We start from the raw sequence: 21,203 nt of genomic DNA on the forward strand, positions 1-21,203 counted from the left end.
TTATCTAATTAATGATGCAATTAATGATGAAATTAATGATGCAATTAATGTAAGACACGTTGCTCATTTTGTTCATCATTTCCTTTGTCTTTTGGTGCGACAAAAGTGATATAACAAAGTTGAACGGATACTTTTACATATTCACTGACTTCTTCAAGCGCATCTTCAAGTTCTTCTTGGTTTTCGTCTTCTTCGTAACCTAGCGCACCAATATTACGTAAATCAGTAATCACTTCGGTCAATTCTTTATGATCAGACAACTTAGGTTGAGCAACCCCCAGACCTAAAAGAAAATGATTAACCCACCCCGCAAGGGCATCAGCTCTTGGAAAAACAGATTCAGATTCGTCAGGTACTAACATCGAGAAATTGAACACACTGTCATCGAGCTGTTCGTAGGTGATGTGATAAAGCTCTTCAAGCGGCTCTGATAGCGTTTTAGGAAAAGCTAAACCTTCATTGGTCAGATCGTGTAATAAGGTTTTCCAACTGCTATCACGCACTGCACCGCAAATAAATCCTGTGATCAAACCATGCATTTCAGCCGCGGTTAAAGGTACTGTATGTTGCTGTAATAGTGCATCAATAGTTTGATAATTCGGTAATGTGTTCTGTTTTGACATAAGAATAAACGTCGCATTTAGGGGAATAGTTCAAGATATGCTACCATCAATAGAAGTCGCTGTACCAGTTAAGCCATGTTAATCATTGGAATTTTTGCAGTAATAGCGTTTAATACAGCGTTATAACCGTATACACTACTAAACACGTAGCACAGATTTTATGTCAGGAAGGAATCATGTCCGCACAACCCGTTGATCTTCAAATTTTTGGGCGTTCATTACGTGTCAATTGCCCACCAGAACAAAGAGATGCTTTACTGGCTTCTGCTGCTGAACTGGAACAACGATTACAAGATCTCAAAGAACGCAGTGGTGTTTCCAATACAGAGCACTTAATTTTTATCGTGGCATTAAATATGAGTCATGAGTTGGCAGAAGAAAAGTTAAAAACCAGAGACTATGCCTACAACATGGAAGAGAAAATAAAAATGCTACAACAATCCATTGAACAAGCTTTACACGATCAAGGCAAGCACCATGATCGCACTTTTTCAACTGCGAAGTAGATTTGTTCAGAAAGCATGCGTACACCACGAAATTCACAGATAATAGGTTGCTTTCTACAATTAAAATAATACAATAGTTCATAGATAAGGTGCTTAGCGCACCCACCAAATTTCTCTGAGATGTTTGCCAGCGGGCCAGTCCCCTGAGCCGATATTCGAAACACATAGAACGTGGTGATCTGTTGCTTGTGAGCATACCCGATTCGTTCAGGCAGCCTAATGGCAGCAACACTATGTTCACCTTGGACCATGGGTTCAAGGGTTACAGCTTGCGGCGGCATCTTGGAGACCTCCTACTAAAGTTCTAAACACTAAGTATTTTATAACTACTTAATGTTTAGAACTTTTTTTATGCCTTCATTCTCATATCTTCAACTTCTTCGCTTTCTTACCTCTAAAGTGTGATAAATTGATTAAAATGATGGTTTCTACTTAATACCAACCGCTTATTGATGGATTGATGAATGACGCACACTTCACTTTTTCAACAAAGAGATGAGATCCGCAAAGCTATTCGCCAAAAACGTCGTTTACTCACATTAGAAGAGCAACAACAAGCAGCTGATAAATTATGCGAGCAAGTTCTTGCTCATCCTAAAATTAAACAAGCACAGACTATTGCACTGTTTCTTTCTTTTGATGGTGAAATTGATACATCACCTTTGATCTCCCAGTTATGGACATTAAATAAACAAGTTTGCTTACCCGTATTACACCCATTTCATCGCCATCATCTCCTTTTCTTACGTTACACACCCTCGACTCCGTTAGTAAAAAATCGCTTTAATATTTCTGAACCTCCTTTAAATGTGAACATGGTTATTCCCATCTCTAATATTGATATTATCTTTACACCATTAGTCGCTTTTGATGCACAAGGTCAACGATTAGGTATGGGAGGCGGTTTTTACGATAGGACGTTAGAAAACTGGCAACAAAAATCATTTTACCCAATGGGGCTTGCTCACACTTGCCAACAAGTTGATTCTCTCCCTACCGCTGATTGGGATGTTCCATTACCTGAAATTATTACTCCTGAAAAAAGATGGTGTTTTTAAACTATTCTATTTTTTAGTATCAATAGTTATCTGTGTTTTTTTATATTTTTTATAAAAAAAACACTCTTAAATACCTTTTATATTCCCTCTATAAAAAGGTATTTACTCTAATGAATAATAAAGACATTCATTTAATTAAATGCATTAACATTATTATCAGCCTAATTGAAAATAAAGAAATAAAAACAGAACACAATCACACAGTAAATTCATTAGAAAAAGAGCACAACTTTAAATTAAAGAAAATAAAAAAATCAACTTTATTAAAAAAACAAATAAACCATAAGTTAATTATTATAGATAACAATGAAAATTCATTTATTTTACTAAAAAACAATAACAACAACATTCTTATTTATAACACTCAAACAGATAAAACAGAAACTATTAGTAGAGATAGTTTATTTAAAATGAAAACCATCTATTACCTTGATTTCAAATCAAATAATGAATTCAGCATTGCTTGGTTTTTCCCTGTATTTAAAAAACATAAAACCATTTTTTATGGTATTTTGTTTTATTCATTAGTTTTGCAATTATTACTATTGGCAACTCCGTTAGTTACACAAATTATTATGGATAAGATAATTGTTCATCAAGCCCTATTAACACTTGATTTATTAGTTATTACTTTGGTTTTTATTGCTATTTATGAAGGTGTACTAAAAGGAATTAGAGAGTACATCTATCACCACACAGCAAATAAAATTGATATCACTCTAAGCTTAAAACTGACCGAACATTTATTTAGATTACCGATTAGTTATTTTAAATCTCGGCAAACTGGTGCCATTGTCGCTCGAGTAAAAGAATTAGATATTATTAGAGAATTTATTACTAATACGTTATTGATGCTAATTGTCGATTTTTCTTTTATCTTTATATTTATCGTTGCAATGGCAATATTTTCGTTAAAACTCACTTTATTTTTTATTACCACGATCCCTTTTTACTTTATTTTAGCTAAATTTCTCGCACCTAAAATAGAGCTTGCTGTTCAACAGCTTTATCAAAAAGCGGCAATTAATACTGGATTTCTTACCGAAAGTTTAGGGGGGATTGAAACAATTAAAAGCCTTTCGCTTGAGCCTCGATTTACACAACAGTGGTATACACAAATTCATCAGGTCACCTCTAAAAGCTTATCACTTCAAAATATTGATAATTTCTCGCGCTTTATTGTGTTATTTCTTAATAAAACAACGATGGCATTACTGTTATGGCTAGGTGCCTATGAAGTCATTTCTCTTTCGATAACAATAGGTCAACTTATTGCGTTCATGATGCTCCTTAGATTCTGTTTACAACCCTTTGCAACGGCAATTGATGTTTGGGGTAAATATATCAGAACAAAAAACGCTATCTATAACTTACAAGATATTCTTAATCTTCCTAAAGAGCAGGATACTGCAACACGGCAATCCAATATCAAAGGTGAAATTACCTTTAATAAGGTGAGTTTTTATTATCAAAGCAATACTCCTGTTATTTTAAATAATATTTCATTACATATTAAAAAACATGAAGTTATTGGTATTGTTGGTACTTCAGGCTCGGGGAAAAGCACCTTAGTGCGAATGATTTCAGGTCTTTATATTCCACAATCAGGCTGTATAAAAATTGACGGTATTCCTCTTACACAGTTTCATTTAACTAACCTACGCCAACAAATCGGTTTTGTATTACAAGAGAACTTTTTATTTAACTTAAGTATTTTTGATAACATTCGATTAACTCATCAACATGCTTCTTTAGAAGAAGTTATTCACGTTGCCAAAATAGCAGGTGCTCACGAATTTATTTTAAAGCTTCCCTTAGGATATGACACGCTTATTACAGAAGGAGGAACATCATTATCAGGAGGTCAACGCCAACGTATTGCGATTGCCAGAGCCTTATTATCCTCACCTAAAATTCTAATTTTCGATGAAGCCACCAGCGCTTTAGATGATAACTCCCAAGCCATAATTCAAAATAACCTCCCCCTTATTGCTAAAGATAAAACCGTTATTATCATTGCTCATCGCCTTTCAACTATTCGAAATTGTTCTCGTATTATTGTGTTAAATAAAGGGCAAATTATTGAAGATGGAAACCATAAAGAATTAATTGCAAACAGTGGTTATTACAAAAAACTTTGGCAACTTCAACAAGGATGTTGAAAATGAAACTAAATATATCCTCTATTTTTCAGCGTAAAGATAAAGCAAAAAATTATGATTTTTACCCTAACCATATCGCTCTTATCGAAAAACCCATCACACCTTATAGTCGTTATATTGCAATACTTATTTCATTAAATGTTATTGTCTTTCTTCTATGGGCTTATTTCGGTAAATTGAATATACAATCCCCGGCAACAGGTAAACTTATTGCTATTGGACATTCTCAACTTATTCAAATATATGAACATAGTCGATTAGCAACACTCCATGTAAAGGAAGGACAAAAAGTCAATCAAGGCGATATATTACTAACACTTGATATATTAGGTATTGATGAAGAAATAATAGGAATAAGAAAAAAAATTGATAATATTTTACAGTTTAAAATACGCTATCAAACATTAAGCCAAGAAACATCGCCTCAAAAGCTTTATCATTTTAATACGTTAGATAAAAAAGCAAAAAGAAATGTTTTAATTAGTTATCAAAAAGAAAAGGAAGAATTTGATAGTAATATAAAAGTAATCGAGACAGAAATTGAAGTAAATAATAAAAATCAATTAATGACTCACAATGATTTATTATCATTAAAAGCATTAAAAGAAAACATTGAACAACGATTCACATTGAAAAAAACACTGTATATAAAAAAATTTATTAGTAAGATAGAGTATCTAGAAAATCAAAAAGAGTTACTAGAAATAAACAGACTGATAAAAACGAAAGATTCAGAATATAACCTATTAAAAAGCCAAGAAGAACAGAAAAAGCAAAATCTAAATCAATTAGAGAAACAAAAATATCTAGAATGGCATGATAAATATAAACAGTATGAAAGTGAATTGATTATTTACAATCAAAATCTTAGCCATCTTCAAAAGAAACAACAACTAAAAAAAGTACGCTCTCCCATAACAGGTACAGTTCAACAAATTTCAACTCATACACTAGGTAGCGTATTACAACCATCACAAGGTGTGATGATAATAGTACCTGATAACCAAGATAATATTGCAGAAGTTAATTTGCTCAATAAAGATATTGGTTTTGTTCATCTAGGACAAAAAGCAATGATAAAAATAGATGCTTTTCCTTATACACGCTATGGCACCATTGAAGGCGAAGTTATTAATATTGCTAAAGATGCTGTTCAGCACGATCAATTAGGCTTAGTTTATCCCGCAACTATTAGATTAAACAGACAGACAATTAAAAATAGCCAAAGGGAATATCGACTCATTCCGGGTATGTCTTTAACTGCCGAAATAATCACTGAACAACGTCGTGTCATTGATTATATTTTAAGCCCAATAGAAGCTTATCGTCATAATGCACTCACTGAAAAATAAAAATAAGATCCCTTATATTATGGAAAATATAACTAATATGGAAGAAAACCAATATCACCACTCTATTATTGATGGATTACTTTATTTTTCTAAAAAAGGCAGAGGAAATATAAAAAAAGAACAGATCATTCATTTTCTTGGTTGTGACAACCATCTTAATAAGTGGAATATTTTTGAATCAGCTAAATTACTCAATTTAAAATGTCAATTTGATATATTGGATTATGACAAAAAAAACAGCGCTATGATTAGCACAATTATCGAAATAGATAAGCATTGGTATATCTTAAAGGAGATAAAAAAGGAAAAACTTATTGTTTTTGATCCTAAGAATAGTATTGAAATTGAGTTTATTATTGATAAAAAAAAGGAGATTAATACACTATTACTTATTACTAAAGAGCCTTCACCATTATCAGCTAAGTTTAATTTTCGCTGGTTTATTCCTTCTCTATTAAGACAAAAAAACGCATTGCTTTTTATCTTTATTTTAGTTTGTTGCTGTCAACTATTTGCATTAGTCAGTCCTTTAATTTTTGAAATTATGATTGATAAAGTGCTAACAGGAAGGGATCTATCTAACCTACATCTTTTGGGTTATTTATTGATTCTGATTGCTATTACCGAACCCCTCTATCTTTATTTGCGCGATAAGCTATATGTTTTTATTTCTTGTCAGTTAAGTGCTGAACTTTCAGGAAAAGTATTCCAACATCTTATCCGCTTGCCTAGTCATTTTTTTAATCAACGCCAATCAGGGCAAATCATTACTCGTATTCAAGAGCTTTCACATATTCGACAATTTATTACTAGCTCTGCATTTATGCTATTGCTTGATCTGATTTTTATTATCGTATTTATTTCTGTCATGTTCATGTATTCGTCACTTTTAACATGGATAACCTTAGGTGCATTAACACTCTATTTTCTGCTTTGGCTTATTTGTGGTCCTTTTATTCGCTATTGGGTTGAGCAGGAATATCAAGCTAATGCGGATAATACCAGTCTACTAACAGAAGCAATAAACGGTATCGAAACCATAAAAATAACAGCAACAGAAAATAAATTTATAGAAAGATGGCAATACAAACTTACAGATCATATTAATAAGCGTTTCTCTGGTGCTAAAAAAGCGTTATTTGCACAACAGCTTATCTCTATCATCCATAAAATCGCGATAGCCACTATTTTATGGCAAGGCGTTAATTTAATTATCAAAGCACAAATGAGTGTAGGTGAGCTTATTGCTTTTAATCTTTTTGCTGCACATATTACACAGCCTATTTTACGCTTAGCGCAATGCTGGCAAGATTTTCAGCAAGCAACCATTTCTTTACGTCGTGTTGGCGATATTTTAAACACACCTACCGAGCATCAATCTTATGGAACAGCAACCGTTCCTAAAATCAAAGGAAGCATTGTTTTTTCAAATGTTTATTTCCGTTACGCCAATAACACACCAGATATCATAGAAGCACTCTCTTTATCTATTCCTGCCGGTAAGTTTATTGGTATTACAGGTCGTTCTGGTTCAGGAAAGAGCACTCTTACACGTTTGATCCAACGCCTTTATACTCCTCAACAAGGACAAATTTATATTGATGGAATGGATCTCGCTATCGCCGATCCGCTCTCTTTACGCCAAAGTATTAGTCTCGTTTTACAAGAGAGTTATTTATTTAGTGGCTCGATTATTGAGAATATTCGTTTATCAAAACCCAGTGCGAGTGAAAGAGAGATAATAGAAGCTTCTCAACTTGCAGGCGCTTTAGACTTTATTGAGCAACTCCCTTTAGGTTTTAACACTCAAGTTGGAGAAAGAGGTCACAACTTATCAGGAGGACAGCGTCAACGTATTGCGCTTGCTAGAGCCTTGTTAACCGATCCGCGTATTCTTATTTTAGATGAAGCAACATCAGCATTAGATTACAGATCAGAAGCACAAATTTTAGCGAACTTACCTCAGATTTGTAAAAACAGAACCGTAATTAGTATTGCACATCGTCTAAATACATTAGTGCATTCAGATTATATCTATGTAATAGATAAAGGTAGGGTATTAGAAGAAGGGACACATACTCATTTAATAGAAAATCGAGCACTCTATTACCAATTATGGCAGCAACAAATTCAATAATTAAAATTTAATAAAGATTTAATAAAAACAAAAAAGGCTCGATATTTCGAGCCTTCAATATATTACCGATAATGTATCAATAATTAGTAAAGCATACGAGCACGGATTGTTCCCGGTAATGCTTTGATTTTTTGTAACACTAATTCAGCTTGAGCTTTCGTTTGTGTTGTAATATCAATCACAACATAACCTACGTTACCTGATGTACGTAAATACTGTGCAGCTACGTTGATGTTTTCTTCAGTAAACACTTTGTTGATACTGTTCATCATACCTGGGCGGTTTTCATGAATATGCAGTAAACGGTTTACATCATCACCGTGGCTTGGCAGTGATACTTCAGGGAAGTTAACAGCAGATAATGTAGAGCCGTTATCTGAATATTTCGCTAATTTACCCGCAACTTCATAACCGATGTTTTCTTGTGCTTCTTGAGTTGAACCACCGATATGCGGTGTTAATATCACATTGTCAAACTTGATAAGTTCAGAAACAAATGGATCGTTAGGATCGTTATTTGCACCCGGCTCTGTTGGGAATACGTCAACTGCTGCGCCTGATAAATGTTTAGATTCTAGCGCTTGTGATAACGCAGGAATATCAACCACAGTCCCACGAGAAGCATTGATAAGAATTGAGCCCGGTTTCATGCGCTGAATTTCTTCATGCCCAATCATATTTTTGGTTGATGGTGTTTCTGGCACATGTAAACTGACAATGTCACACATATTCAACAGTTCAGAGAGATGACGAATTTGTGTTGCATTACCTAATGGCAGTTTGTTTTCAATATCGTAAAAATAGACATCTAAACCCACGCTTTCTGCCAAAATACCTAACTGTGTACCAATGTGACCATAACCAATAATACCCAGTTTTTTACCACGTGCTTCAAAACAGCCTTTGGCTTGTTTATCCCAAACTCCACGATGCGCTTTCGCATTTGCTTCAGGAATACGACGCAGTAATAACAGTAATTCACCAAGCACCATCTCAGCCACGGAACGGGTGTTTGAGAAAGGAGCGTTAAATACAGGAATACCGCGACGAGCAGCGGCGTCTAAATCAACCTGATTAGTACCGATACAGAAGCATCCCACAGCAACTAATTTTTCAGCGGCTGCAAAAATTTCTTCTGTTAAGTGAGTGCGGGAACGAAGACCAACAAAACGTGCATCACGGATAGCTTCTTTTAATTCTTCGTCCGATAATGCGCCTTTGTGATATTCAATATTGGTATAACCCGCAGCTCTTAAATTTTCTACTGCACTTTGGTGCACACCTTCAAGGAGTAGAAACTTTATCTTTTCTTTTTCCAAAGATACTTTGACCATTTACCCTGCCCTATCGTTATTACATTTAATGAAAAACAAAATCCTGTCTCATCAACATAACAAAAATAGATTTTGTGGCAATACAACCGATTGCAGTGATGACAGAATAAGCGGTAAATAAAGTGATTTTCTACCGAGTAAAATGATTTTGACTTTGAAAATGGCAGGATTTTAAAGAGAGATATAACTATCGTGTGATATATATCACTGAATTTGCAGTTTCTAAAATAATTTAAAAAATAGGTAGCCATAGCTACCTATCTTAAAAAGAATTACTTAATGGTTTTCACACCTTCAGAAGTGCCCATTAAAACAACATTCGCGCCACGGTTAGCAAATAATCCTACAGTGACAACACCCGGAATACTGTTAATTTTGTTTTCCAGTTCAATAGGGTTAAGAATTGTTAAATTATGAACGTCTAAAATAACGTTACCGTTATCAGTTACCACATTTTCACGATATTCTGGTAAACCACCCAGTTTAACGAGTTCACGCGCAACATAAGAGCGCGCCATTGGAATAACTTCTACGGGTAGTGGAAATTTACCTAACACATCGACTTGTTTAGATTCATCAACGATACAGATAAATGTTTTCGCTACGCCCGCAATAATTTTTTCACGCGTTAATGCCGCACCACCACCTTTGATCATCTGCATTTGATGGTTAATTTCATCAGCACCATCAACATAGATATCTAAAGAATCGACTTCGTTGCAGTCGAAAACGGGAATGCCGTAACTCTTTAATTTTGCAGTTGATGCTTCTGAACTTGAAACTGTGCCTTCGATTTGACCTTTCATTGTTGCTAATGCATCAATAAAGTGAGAAGCCGTAGAGCCAGTACCGACACCAACAATCGTGCCTGGTTTTACATATTCAAGCGCTGCCCAACCTACTGCTTTTTTCAATTCATCCTGAGTCATTTAAAAAAACCTTATTTATCACGTTAATGGACTAAGAATAGCATATTGCATTCAAAACTAGCACGAGACACATCAAAAACTGAGAAGCAACATTTTAACTCATTGCAACGAAAAATATGGCATAGTAAGCAATAGAATATAAAATCGAAGAGAGTCTGTTAATGAAACGCCCTGATTATCGAGCATTACAAGCCCTTGATGCCGTCATTCGAGAGCGTGGCTTTGAACGAGCTGCGCAAAAATTATGTATTACACAATCTGCCGTTTCTCAGCGTATCAAACAGTTAGAAAATTTATTTGGACAACCGCTCTTAGTCAGAACTGTTCCACCTCAACCTACAGAGCAAGGGCAAAAATTATTAGCACTATTGCATCAAGTAGAATTACTTGAAGAGCAATGGTTAGGTGATGAAAATAGTGGTTCCACACCTCTTTTACTCTCTTTAGCGGTGAATGCGGACAGTTTAGCAACATGGTTATTGCCTGCGTTACATCCCGTATTAACGCAACTGCCTATTCGTCTCAATATTCAAGTTGAAGATGAAACTCGCACTCAAGAACGATTAAGACGAGGCGAAGTCGTTGGCGCAATCAGTATTCAGCCTCAAGCACTACCGAGTTGTCTTGTCGATCAATTAGGTGCTCTCGATTACCTATTTGTTGCTTCTCCTGACTTTGCTCAACGCTACTTTTCCAACGGTGTAACTAAATCTTCATTATTAAAAGCACCAGCAGTGGCATTTGACCATCTTGATGATATGCATCAGGCATTTTTACAACAAAATTTCGGTTTATCTCCGGGCAGTGTACCGTGCCATATCGTGAACTCCTCTGAAGCCTTTGTGCAATTAGCTAAACAAGGTTCAACTTGTTGTATGATCCCTCATCTGCAAATTGCTAATGAACTAAAAAGCGGAGAATTGGTTGATTTGACACCGGGACTTTGCCAGCGACGTATGCTCTATTGGCACCGATTTGCACCAGAAAGTAGAACCATGAGAAAAGTGACAGACGCACTCATTGATTTTGGTCGTAAAGTTTTAAAACAAGATGAAGAATAATACGTGGTTTCATCTTAATTAACTCAAAAAAATAGGCTTCATATTGAAGCCTATTTTTTCATCACTGCATGATTATTTAGTGCGTTTTAATTCAAAAACGACATCAACATAATCTTTAAACTCGATGCTTTGCTGTTCATAGGTTTCTTGCACAGCAGCAGGTGCTTGCGCTTTTAATGCCATTGAATCCATACGAACTTGCCCAATAGTATAAGGCGTGGCTTCTGGAGCGCGATAGCTCACGCTATAAACAGCACCCAAATCAGCACCAAAACCTTTAGCGACAGATGTTGCTTGATCAATGGCATTTTTAATCGCAACTTCACGTGCTTTTGACTTGTATTGCTCTGGATTATTTACGCCAAACTCAACGTTATTAATTTCATTTAAACCAGCCGCTAATGCACCATCAAGTAATGTATTAAGCTGCTCTAGTTTCTTAATTTTGACATTCACAGTACGTGTTGCGGTATAGCCATTAATCACTGAACGCTCTGCTTTTTTATCATACTCATAGTTTGGTTGAGTACGGATATTAGCCGCATCAATATCTTCTTTCACAACACCGTTTTCTTTTAAGAAAGCAAAATATTTTGCGACTCGTTCATCAGCTTGTTTCTTAGCAAGGGCGGCATCTTTCGCTCTTTCGCTAACCTGAATATATAATGTCGCCATATCAGGAGCGGCTTTAATTGTCGCATTACCCGATGTTGTAATATGTGGTCCTTCTGGCTCAGACGCCGCTAATGCAAATGAAGGTAATCCCAGCGTAAACACGGATGCTAATACAATTGCTTTTAATTTCACAAAAACCCCCGACATAATAAATTTTAAGACCATCTTTTTATGGCTAAGAAGAACCTTAGCATATCTGATGTAAAGTTCTTTAAGATTAAAAGAGAGTTTTCCATCCTTGCGCTGCTAATTGAACAGCAATAAACCACATTACACATCCTACAAACAGATTAATAATACGTTGAGAGCGTGCTTTACTTAATATTGGAGAAAACCAAGCTGCTAATAGTGATAACGCAAAAAACCAGCTTATAGAGGCAAATACCGCACCAAATGTAAACCAAGGACGCAGTTCTGATGTTAATTGTCCGCCAATGCTACCTATCACAACAAAGGTGTCTAAATAAACATGAGGGTTAAGCCAAGTCACGGCAACTAATGTCACAATCACTCGCCAACGACTTTTTACCTGATTTTCACTTTGTGATAATTCAATATCTTTTGAAAATGCAGTTTTAAATGCACTCCAGCCATACCATAGTAAGAACGCCACACCTCCCCAAGTGATCAATAATAAAAGTATTTCTGATTGGCTAAGCAAAGCACTTCCACCAAAGACACCTGCCGTAATTAAAATCACATCACTTAAAGCGCATAAAAACGCACTCATCAAGTGAAATTGTTTTTTACTTCCTTGCTGTAAAACAAAGGCGTTTTGTGCACCAATTGGCAAAATCATTGCTGCACTTAACAAAAACCCCTGAAAAAAAGTTGTAAACATGCAAAATACCTTAATAATTATTCGTTTAATATTAGATGAATAATAGAGGGATTTTGATATTAGAGGAAATGAATCATTCTTATTGATAATAAGAAAAACTAATGGCGATAAAATAGGAAAAATAAAATGTCAGTAGGATTAATAGGATGAAATAGCCATATTCATTAATAACATAAAAATAAAATTAGAACAGATAGTAACATGAGGTGTTACCACAATTAATGCGGTAATAAATAAGATAATACGTGTTCGCTTTTTCTCTGCTTTATGGGAATACCACAACAATAAAAGCGCCAAAGCAAATATAATATAACTATCAAAATAATGAAAAACGAAAAAGAAACTCCTTAAGATTATCTCCATCTTTAGTATCCAATCCCTTTCGTCATCTGTGTTATCTTATTATTTCTCCTGTCTTATCATACAAAAAAGCCACGTTATTAACGTGGCTCTATATCATTTATTCTTGTGAGACTATTCTGCTTTCGCTGTCGCACTTTGCGTTTGATGCATATAAACATCCATTTGTGGGAATGGAATACCGATATTATTCGCATCTAATGTGCGTTTAAAATCTTCCATCAAATCCCAATAAACAGGCCATGCATCACCATTCGTAGTCCAAACACGTACTACAAAGTTTAATGAAGACGGTGCCATTTCATGTAAACGGATAGTCACACCTTTATCATGTTGAATACGTTTGTCTTTAGCGACAACATCACCCAGCACTTGTTTCACTTTATCAATATCAGCATCATAAGCCACACCAACCATAATTTGTGTACGGCGATTAGGCTCACGCGTTAAGTTGATAACTTCGCTACTGATAATTTTGCTATTTGGAATAACGATAATTCTGTCATCAGCTGAACGTAATGTGGTTGAGAAAATCTGCACATCTCTCACTGTACCTTCAACAGAACCGATCATTACATATTCATTAGTACGGATCGGACGGAAAATAACAATCAGCACACCAGCAGCAAAGTTAGACAGCGAGCCTTGTAATGCTAAACCAACGGCTAAACCGGCGGCACCGAGTACGGCAATAACAGAAGCAGTTTGAACCCCTAATCGTCCTAATACCGCAATTAAGGTAAAAGCAACAACGGTATAACGAACAAGAACTGACAGAAATGTGACAACAGTGGCATCAATGTGGCGCAACGTTAAAACTCTTGCGACACCTTTACCAATCATTTTTGCCACAAAAAGACCAACAAACAGGATCAAAAATGCCGCAATAATATTCACAGCATATTGAATAAAGAGATCCTGATTTGCCACAAACCAACCTGTTGCTTCATCTAAACTAGCGGGTAATTCATTCATTAGACCACCTTTTAAACTTAAAAACGTAATGAAAAGAATAGTAATTCAATAGTATATTGTGGCAGATTTATTCCAAAAATATATAGGAATTGTTAATTTCCTCTATTTTCCAGAATAAATAACCGATATTTTTGTAGCATGGTAGCAAAATCATCTAAACCACAGAAAGAGATGCTTTCGTTATCGTAATAGCTCATCCCCTCTTCCATTTCATCTGTTTCAAAATGCAAGGTATTGGCTCTTATCATTACTTCTTCGTCATCAATAGAAAGACTGTATTCTTTACCGATAAGTTCCCACTGTCTTTCACTACCTTTAATACCTTCCATTTCTTCAAGAATTTGATCGATAAGACTAATGTCGCCCTGAATTTCATCATTCAGCCAATAGCCTATTGCTTCATGATCCATCGAAAAACGGGCTAGTATACCGCCAGTGAGATCTCGCTGAAATTCATAATCCATGGTGTACGCCCCTTATAAAGCTCTCGCTTTTTTAATAAAAAAATATCTTATTCTTATTATGACAAAAATAACAAAAAACGGGAGGCATTTGCCTCCCGTTTGTTCATATTAAATACTTTAAAGCAATAAATTAACCGTTATACCGTTGTTTGGAAAATAACTTGGTCTGCTTTATCGGTATACTGCTCTAGTTGGTCAAAGTTTAGATAGCGATAAGTATCTTCTGCTGTTTCATCCACTTTATTCATGAAATCCAGATACTCTTGTGGCTCTGGTAAACGACCTAGTAATGAAGCAACCGCTGCAAGCTCCGCAGAGGCAAGATATACATTAGCACCTGTACCTAAGCGGTTAGGGAAGTTACGTGTTGAGGTTGAAACAACAGTTGCACCATCAGCAACACGCGCTTGGTTACCCATACATAGTGAACAACCCGGTACTTCGATACGTGCTCCACTCTTACCAAAGACGCTATAATAGCCCTCTTCCGTTAATTGAGCAGCATCCATTTTTGTTGGTGGAGCAACCCATAAACGTGTTGGTAATTGACCTTTGTGTTGATCAAGCAGTTTACCAGCAGCACGGAAGTGACCAATATTGGTCATGCAAGAGCCAATGAACACTTCATCAATTTTGCTGTTTGCCACTTCAGATAATAGGCGAGCATCATCTGGATCGTTAGGCGCACATAGAATTGGCTCTTTGATCTCATTTAAATCAATTTCGATCACAGCTGCATATTCTGCGTCTGCATCAGCTTCAAGTAATTGCGGATCTTTCAACCAGTTTTCCATTGAAGTAATACGACGTTCAATGGTACGACGATCGCCATAACCTTCAGCAATCATCCATTTCAGTAAGATGATATTAGATTGCAAGTACTCAATAATAGGCGCTTTATCCAGTTTAATGGTACAACCCGCCGCTGAACGTTCTGCTGATGCATCAGCAAGTTCAAATGCTTGTTCTACTTTCAGTTCTGGTAAGCCTTCAATCTCAAGAATACGACCAGAGAAAATATTCTTCTTACCTTTTTTCTCAACTGTCAGTAAACCGTCTTGAATTGCGTAATAAGGAATAGCATGAACTAAATCACGCAGTGTCACACCCGGTTGCATTTCGCCTTTAAAACGTACCAGAACAGATTCTGGCATATCTAATGGCATAACCCCTGTTGCCGCAGCAAAAGCCACTAGGCCAGAGCCTGCTGGGAATGAGATACCAATAGGGAAGCGAGTATGCGAGTCACCACCTGTACCGACAGTATCAGGTAATAACATACGGTTTAACCATGAGTGGATAATGCCATCGCCCGGACGCAGTGAAACACCACCACGGTTCATAATAAAGTCAGGTAAGGTGTGATGCGTTGTAACGTCTACCGGTTTTGGATAAGCCGCGGTATGACAAAATGATTGCATCACTAAATCAGCAGAGAAACCAAGGCACGCCAAGTCTTTTAGCTCATCACGAGTCATTGGGCCTGTTGTATCTTGTGAACCCACTGAGGTCATTTTTGGCTCGCAATATTCGCCCGGGCGAATACCAGTACGACCACAAGCGCGACCAACCATTTTCTGAGCCAATGAGAAACCACGATTGCTTTCTGCAACAGGTTTAGCATGACGGAACAGTGTGCTAGCTGGTAAACCCAGTGATTCACGCGCTTTTGATGTTAACCCACGACCGATGATCAATGGAATACGACCACCAGCACGAACTTCATCAATTAATACTTCGGTTTTCAGCTCAAAGGTTTCCAGTAACTCATTCGTTTCATGGTTACGAATTTCACCTTTGTACGGGTAAATATCAATGACATCACCCATATTTAATTTAGAAACATCAACTTCGATAGGGAGTGCGCCTGCATCTTCCATAGTATTAAAGAAGATAGGTGCGATTTTGCCACCAAGAACAACACCACCACCGCGTTTATTAGGAACGAAAGGAATATCGTCTCCCATAAACCAAAGTACAGAGTTAGTTGCTGATTTACGTGATGAGCCAGTACCTACAACGTCACCGACATAAGCCAGTGGGAAGCCTTTTTTATTTAACGCTTCGATTTGTTTGATAGGACCTACGCTACCCGGTTGATCTGGTTCAATGCCTTCGCGCGCATTTTTCAGCATTGCTAAAGCATGTAATGGGATATCAGGACGAGACCAAGCATCAGGTGCTGGAGATAAGTCATCGGTATTAGTTTCACCAGTGACTTTAAATACGGTAACAGTAATTTTTTCTGCTAATGCAGGACGTTCAGTAAACCACTGTGCATCAACCCAAGATTGCATGATTTGCTTAGCATAGACGTTACCTGCTTTCGCTTTTTCTTCAACATCATAGAAGTTATCAAACATCAGTAATGTATGAGAAAGCGCTTTAGCTGCAATTGGAGCTAATTTATCGTTGTCCAGAGCGTCAATTAAAGCATGGATATTATAGCCACCTTGCATGGTGCCTAATAATTCAACTGCTTTTTCTGGAGTAATAAGAGGTGATGTGGTTTCGCCTTTCGCGAGGGCAGTTAAAAAACCCGCCTTAACATAGGCAGCTTCATCAACTCCGGGTGGAACGCGGTTAACAATTAAATCAAGAAGAAATTCTTCTTCACCTTTAGGGGGATTTTTTAATAGCTCAACAAGTGCGGCTGTTTGTGTGGCATCGAGAGGTTTTGGAACGACACCTTCAGCTGCACGCTCTGCTACGTGCTTACGGTATTCTTCTAGCACGACTGTCTCCTCGCTTCTTTGTCATTTTGTATAACCCGGCTGTCTGCACCCTGTCTGTTGAAGGATGCCAGGTCAGAGGATCTTTTGCTCGCATAAAACATAAGAGGTTGTAAAATTATGCCCAGCTAAGGGCTATCAGCATAGCAAATCTTCAACACGATGTTAATTCGTTCACATAAAAGTAACATTAATCAGATTCAAATATCCACTTATTCAGATTAAAACACTTAAACAAAATATATAACAGGGACTTTTAACCAAGATTTTGGTTAATAACCACACTTTTTATAGTTTTTTTCATCCCCAAATTAGTACTAAAGCCAAATTCACGGTTAAATAAACGACAAAAATGCCTAATCGCCAATATTCCCCTTAGTTAAGCAACGCTAGCCTCAACAAAAAGACATAAAAAAAGAGCCAAGTTCTATAAAGAACTTAGCCCTTATCATTTAAACTACTTCAGTAAACTGTTTTTCAGTAAACGAGTCGCTTATTTTTTCTTTTTCGCTTTTGGATTTGGCAGGTCAGTGATACTACCTTCAAATACTTCCGCAGCCATACCGATTGATTCGTATAACGTTGGGTGAGCGTGGATAGTTAATGCGATATCTTCAGCATCACAACCCATTTCGATTGCCAGACCGATTTCACCTAACAGTTCACCACCATTAGAACCAACAATTGCACCACCGATAACACGGTTAGTTTCTTTGTCGAAAATCAGTTTAGTCATACCATCTGCACAATCTGATGCGATTGCACGACCTGATGCTGCCCAAGGGAAAGAAGCCACTTCATAGCTAACGCCTTTCTCTTTCGCTTCTTTTTCAGTCATACCAACCCATGCAACTTCGGGTTCAGTATAAGCGATTGATGGAATAACTTTAGGATCGAAGTAATGTTTCTTACCAGAGATAACTTCTGCTGCAACGTGACCTTCGTGGACACCTTTGTGAGCCAGCATTGGTTGACCAACGATGTCACCGATAGCAAAGATGTGAGGTACATTAGTACGCATTTGTTTATCAACATGGATAAAGCCACGATCATCAACTTCGATACCTGCTTTACCTGCGTCTAACAATTTACCGTTAGGTACACGACCGATAGCAACTAATACTGCATCGTAACGCTGTGGTTCTGCTGGGGCTTTTTTGCCTTCCATTGTTACGTAGATGCCATCTTCTTTTGCTTCAACCGCAGTTACTTTGGTTTCTAGCATCAGGTTAAATTTCTTGCTGATACGTTTGGTAAATACTTTAACCACGTCTTTATCAGCAGCAGGAATAACCTGATCAAACATTTCAACTACGTCAATCTGAGAACCCAGAGAGTGATAAACCGTACCCATTTCCAGACCGATGATACCGCCACCCATAACCAGTAAACGCTCTGGTACAGTTTTCAGTTGCAGTGCATCTGTTGAATCCCATACACGTGGGTCTTCATGTGGAATGAATGGTAATTCGATTGGACGTGAGCCGGCAGCAACGATTGCATTATCAAAAGTGATGGTAGTTGTACCTTCAGCACCTTCAACAGACAATGTGTGAGAACCAGTGAATCGTGCTTCGCCATTAACGACAGTCACTTTACGGCCTTTAGCCATACCAGCTAAGCCACCAGTTAACTGAGAAATAACTTTATCTTTCCAGATGCGAATTTTGTCGATATCTGTTTTTGGTGCGTCAAATACAACACCGTGTTCAGATAATGCTTTCGCTTCTTCGATAACTTTAGCAACGTGGAGTAACGCTTTAGAAGGGATACAACCCACGTTCAGACAAACACCACCTAAAGTAGAGTGACGTTCCACTAAAACTGTTTCTAAACCTAAGTCAGCGCAACGGAACGCCGCGGAATAACCCGCAGGGCCTGCACCGAGAACCACTACCTGTGCTTTAATTTCAGTACTCATCGTGACCTCATTATTTATTTGTCCGGCGAGTCAGACGATAATCCATATTTAACACCGAGACTTACATACCGCATGCAGTTTACAGAAATGTTAATAAACTGAAAAGCGCTCTAACATGACGGATCTCACAACCTAAGATGTATGACTGTAAAATCCATCACTGTAATCAGAGAAACCGGCGCTAAGCACCGGTTTTAAAATTACATTACCAAACGACGTAAATCACTCATGTACTGATTAATCAGAGTGATGAATCGAGCACCGTCAGCACCATCGATCACACGGTGATCGAAAGATAATGACATTGGTAAAATCAAGCGTGGTACGAATTCTTTGCCGTTCCATACTGGTTTCATAGAAGAACGGGAAAGTCCCATAATCGCAACTTCTGGTGCGTTAACGATTGGTGCAAAACCGGTAGTACCGATACCACCAAGGCTAGAAATAGTGAAACATCCGCCTTGCATATCTGCTGCTGTCAGTTTACCTGCACGCGCTTTCTTAGAAACTTCAGCTAACTCATAAGACAGTTCGATAATGCCTTTTTTGTTAACATCTTTGAAAACAGGAACAACAAGACCGTTCGGTGTATCTACAGCAATACCGATATTGATGTATTTTTTCAGGATCAGTTTCTGTCCATCTTCAGAGATAGAGCTGTTAAAGCGTGGCATATCTGCCAGTGCTTTCGCTGCAGCTTTCATTACGAAGACTAACGGAGTGATCTTAACATCCAGTTTTTTCTTCTCTGCTTCTTTATTTTGCTGTTTACGGAATTCTTCAACCTCAGTGATATCTGCTTCATCGAACAGATTTACGTGAGGGATCATCACCCAGTTACGGCTTAAGTTAGCACCAGAGATTTTCTGGATACGGCTTAATTCAACTTCTTCAATTTCACCAAACTTGCTGAAGTCAACTTTCGGCCAAGGTAACATGCCTGGTAATCCGCCAGCTGCATTTGCCGGCGCTGATTCAGCACGTTTAATTAACTCTTTCACGTAAGATTGAACGTCTTCACGTAAGATACGACCTTTACGACCAGTACCTTTTACTTTCGCTAAATTCACACCGAATTCGCGCGCTAAGCGACGAATAACAGGTGTTGCATGAACGTAAGCGTCATTTTCAACAAATTCTTCTTTCGCTGCTGGCGCAGTCGCTTGTGCTTTAGCGGGTGCTGCTGGTGCAGAACTTGCTGGCGCTGGCGCGGCTGCCGCTGGTGCTTGAGCAACAGGTGCTGCACCGGCAACTTCGAAAGTCATGATCAGTGAGCCAGTTTTCACTTTGTCGCCCACTGCAATTTTGATCTCTTTAACCACACCTGCAAATGGTGCTGGAACTTCCATTGAAGCTTTGTCACCTTCGACAGTGATCAGTGATTGTTCTTCAGAGATGGAATCACCTACTTTTACCATCACTTCAGTAACTTCAACTTCGTCACCGCCGATATCTGGAACATTCACTTCTTTCACAGCTGATGCTGCTGGTGCAGATGCCGCTGGAGCTGGAGCTGCTTGAGCAACAGGTGCACTACCTGCAACTTCAAATACCATGATAAGAGAGCCTGTGCTCACTTTATCACCTGTTGCAATTTTAATTTCTTTCACTACGCCAGCAAATGGTGCTGGAACTTCCATTGAAGCTTTATCGCCTTCAACAGTAATCAGTGATTGTTCTTCAGCAACGCTATCGCCCACTTTTACCATTACTTCAGTAACTTCAACTTCGTCACCGCCGATATCTGGAACGTGAACTTCTTTCAGTGCAGCTGTTGCAGGCGCTGCTGCTGGTGCAGGTGCTGCGGCTTGAGCTGGTGCTGCTTGCGCGGCACCTTCTGCTTCAAAAATCATGATAAGAGAGCCTGTTTGGACTTTGTCGCCCACGGCAATTTTAATCTCTTTAACTACACCCGCTTGTGGTGATGGGACTTCCATAGAAGCTTTGTCGCCTTCTACAGTGATTAAGGATTGTTCTTCCTCAATACGGTCGCCCACTTTCACCATCACTTCGGTGACTTCAACTTCATCAGCACCGATATCTGGGACTTTAATTTCAATAGACATTCACTTT

Annotated in this window: 16 protein-coding genes and 1 other RNA gene; 7 read left to right on the forward strand and 10 right to left on the reverse strand. The window is 37.7% G+C overall.

Going from position 1 to position 21,203, the window contains the following annotated elements:
* Nucleotides 1-44: 44 nt before the first annotated feature.
* Nucleotides 45-623: a YecA family protein gene (locus EHE21_RS13545; RefSeq protein ID WP_194950930.1), complete on the reverse strand. Its 579-nt coding sequence runs from the start codon at nt 621-623 to the stop codon at nt 45-47.
* A 176-nt stretch (nt 624-799) separates the two neighbouring features.
* On the opposite strand from EHE21_RS13545, the gene zapA reads away from it, so the two are divergent.
* The 6 genes from zapA to EHE21_RS13575 all read left to right on the forward strand — a co-directional run bounded on the left by zapA (nt 800) and on the right by EHE21_RS13575 (nt 7,838).
* Nucleotides 800-1,129: a cell division protein ZapA gene (zapA, locus tag EHE21_RS13550; RefSeq protein ID WP_023581530.1), complete on the forward strand. Its 330-nt coding sequence runs from the start codon at nt 800-802 to the stop codon at nt 1,127-1,129.
* A 109-nt stretch (nt 1,130-1,238) separates the two neighbouring features.
* Nucleotides 1,239-1,422: non-coding RNA, 6S RNA (gene ssrS, locus EHE21_RS13555), on the forward strand.
* A 171-nt stretch (nt 1,423-1,593) separates the two neighbouring features.
* Nucleotides 1,594-2,187, forward strand: a complete 594-nt coding sequence (locus EHE21_RS13560; RefSeq protein ID WP_194950931.1) for a 5-formyltetrahydrofolate cyclo-ligase — start codon at nt 1,594-1,596, stop codon at nt 2,185-2,187.
* A 110-nt stretch (nt 2,188-2,297) separates the two neighbouring features.
* Nucleotides 2,298-4,349 carry a peptidase domain-containing ABC transporter gene (locus EHE21_RS13565; protein WP_194950932.1) on the forward strand — a complete coding sequence of 684 codons (2,052 nt, stop codon included), beginning with the start codon at nt 2,298-2,300 and terminating at the stop codon, nt 4,347-4,349.
* Nucleotides 4,350-4,351: 2 nt separating this feature from the next.
* Nucleotides 4,352-5,701 (forward strand): HlyD family type I secretion periplasmic adaptor subunit, encoded by a 1,350-nt coding sequence (locus EHE21_RS13570; RefSeq protein ID WP_228766689.1) that lies wholly within the window; start codon nt 4,352-4,354, stop codon nt 5,699-5,701.
* Nucleotides 5,702-5,720: 19 nt separating this feature from the next.
* Entirely contained in the window at nt 5,721-7,838 is a 2,118-nt protein-coding gene (locus tag EHE21_RS13575) for a type I secretion system permease/ATPase (protein WP_228766690.1), read from the forward strand.
* 83 nt (nt 7,839-7,921) lie between these two features.
* Here the strand turns inward: EHE21_RS13575 and serA are convergent, their stop codons facing one another.
* Nucleotides 7,922-9,172, reverse strand: a complete 1,251-nt coding sequence (gene serA, locus EHE21_RS13580) for a phosphoglycerate dehydrogenase (RefSeq protein ID WP_088494954.1) — start codon at nt 9,170-9,172, stop codon at nt 7,922-7,924.
* 272 nt (nt 9,173-9,444) lie between these two features.
* Nucleotides 9,445-10,101, reverse strand: coding sequence for a ribose-5-phosphate isomerase RpiA (gene rpiA, locus EHE21_RS13585; RefSeq protein ID WP_072069239.1), 657 nt, complete (start codon nt 10,099-10,101; stop codon nt 9,445-9,447).
* Nucleotides 10,102-10,262: 161 nt separating this feature from the next.
* Here rpiA and EHE21_RS13590 point away from each other — a divergent pair, with 161 nt between their 5' ends.
* Nucleotides 10,263-11,162 carry a LysR family transcriptional regulator ArgP gene (locus tag EHE21_RS13590; protein WP_088494952.1) on the forward strand — a complete coding sequence of 300 codons (900 nt, stop codon included), beginning with the start codon at nt 10,263-10,265 and terminating at the stop codon, nt 11,160-11,162.
* Between the two features lie 72 nt (nt 11,163-11,234).
* Here the strand turns inward: EHE21_RS13590 and EHE21_RS13595 are convergent, their stop codons facing one another.
* The 7 genes from EHE21_RS13595 to aceF all read right to left on the reverse strand — a co-directional run bounded on the left by EHE21_RS13595 (nt 11,235) and on the right by aceF (nt 21,196).
* Nucleotides 11,235-11,969, reverse strand: coding sequence for an oxidative stress defense protein (locus tag EHE21_RS13595; protein WP_098942211.1), 735 nt, complete (start codon nt 11,967-11,969; stop codon nt 11,235-11,237).
* 85 nt (nt 11,970-12,054) lie between these two features.
* On the reverse strand, nt 12,055-12,678 hold the full coding sequence (gene argO, locus EHE21_RS13600; RefSeq protein ID WP_194950934.1) for an arginine exporter ArgO: 624 nt from the start codon (nt 12,676-12,678) through the stop codon (nt 12,055-12,057).
* A gap of 474 nt (nt 12,679-13,152) precedes the next feature.
* On the reverse strand, nt 13,153-14,013 hold the full coding sequence (mscS, locus tag EHE21_RS13605; protein ID WP_194950935.1) for a small-conductance mechanosensitive channel MscS: 861 nt from the start codon (nt 14,011-14,013) through the stop codon (nt 13,153-13,155).
* A 92-nt stretch (nt 14,014-14,105) separates the two neighbouring features.
* On the reverse strand, nt 14,106-14,477 hold the full coding sequence (locus tag EHE21_RS13610; protein ID WP_088494947.1) for a YacL family protein: 372 nt from the start codon (nt 14,475-14,477) through the stop codon (nt 14,106-14,108).
* A gap of 137 nt (nt 14,478-14,614) precedes the next feature.
* Complete coding sequence (acnB, locus tag EHE21_RS13615) at nt 14,615-17,212, reverse strand: bifunctional aconitate hydratase 2/2-methylisocitrate dehydratase (RefSeq protein WP_194950936.1); 2,598 nt, start codon at nt 17,210-17,212, stop codon at nt 14,615-14,617.
* Nucleotides 17,213-17,702: 490 nt separating this feature from the next.
* Nucleotides 17,703-19,130, reverse strand: a complete 1,428-nt coding sequence (gene lpdA / locus EHE21_RS13620) for a dihydrolipoyl dehydrogenase (protein ID WP_075670832.1) — start codon at nt 19,128-19,130, stop codon at nt 17,703-17,705.
* A gap of 200 nt (nt 19,131-19,330) precedes the next feature.
* Complete coding sequence (gene aceF / locus EHE21_RS13625; protein ID WP_194950937.1) at nt 19,331-21,196, reverse strand: pyruvate dehydrogenase complex dihydrolipoyllysine-residue acetyltransferase; 1,866 nt, start codon at nt 21,194-21,196, stop codon at nt 19,331-19,333.
* Between the last annotated feature and the right edge of the window lie 7 nt (nt 21,197-21,203).

Source organism: Proteus sp. GOKU, from assembly GCF_015475555.1.
Lineage (GTDB): Bacteria > Pseudomonadota > Gammaproteobacteria > Enterobacterales > Enterobacteriaceae > Proteus > Proteus mirabilis_B.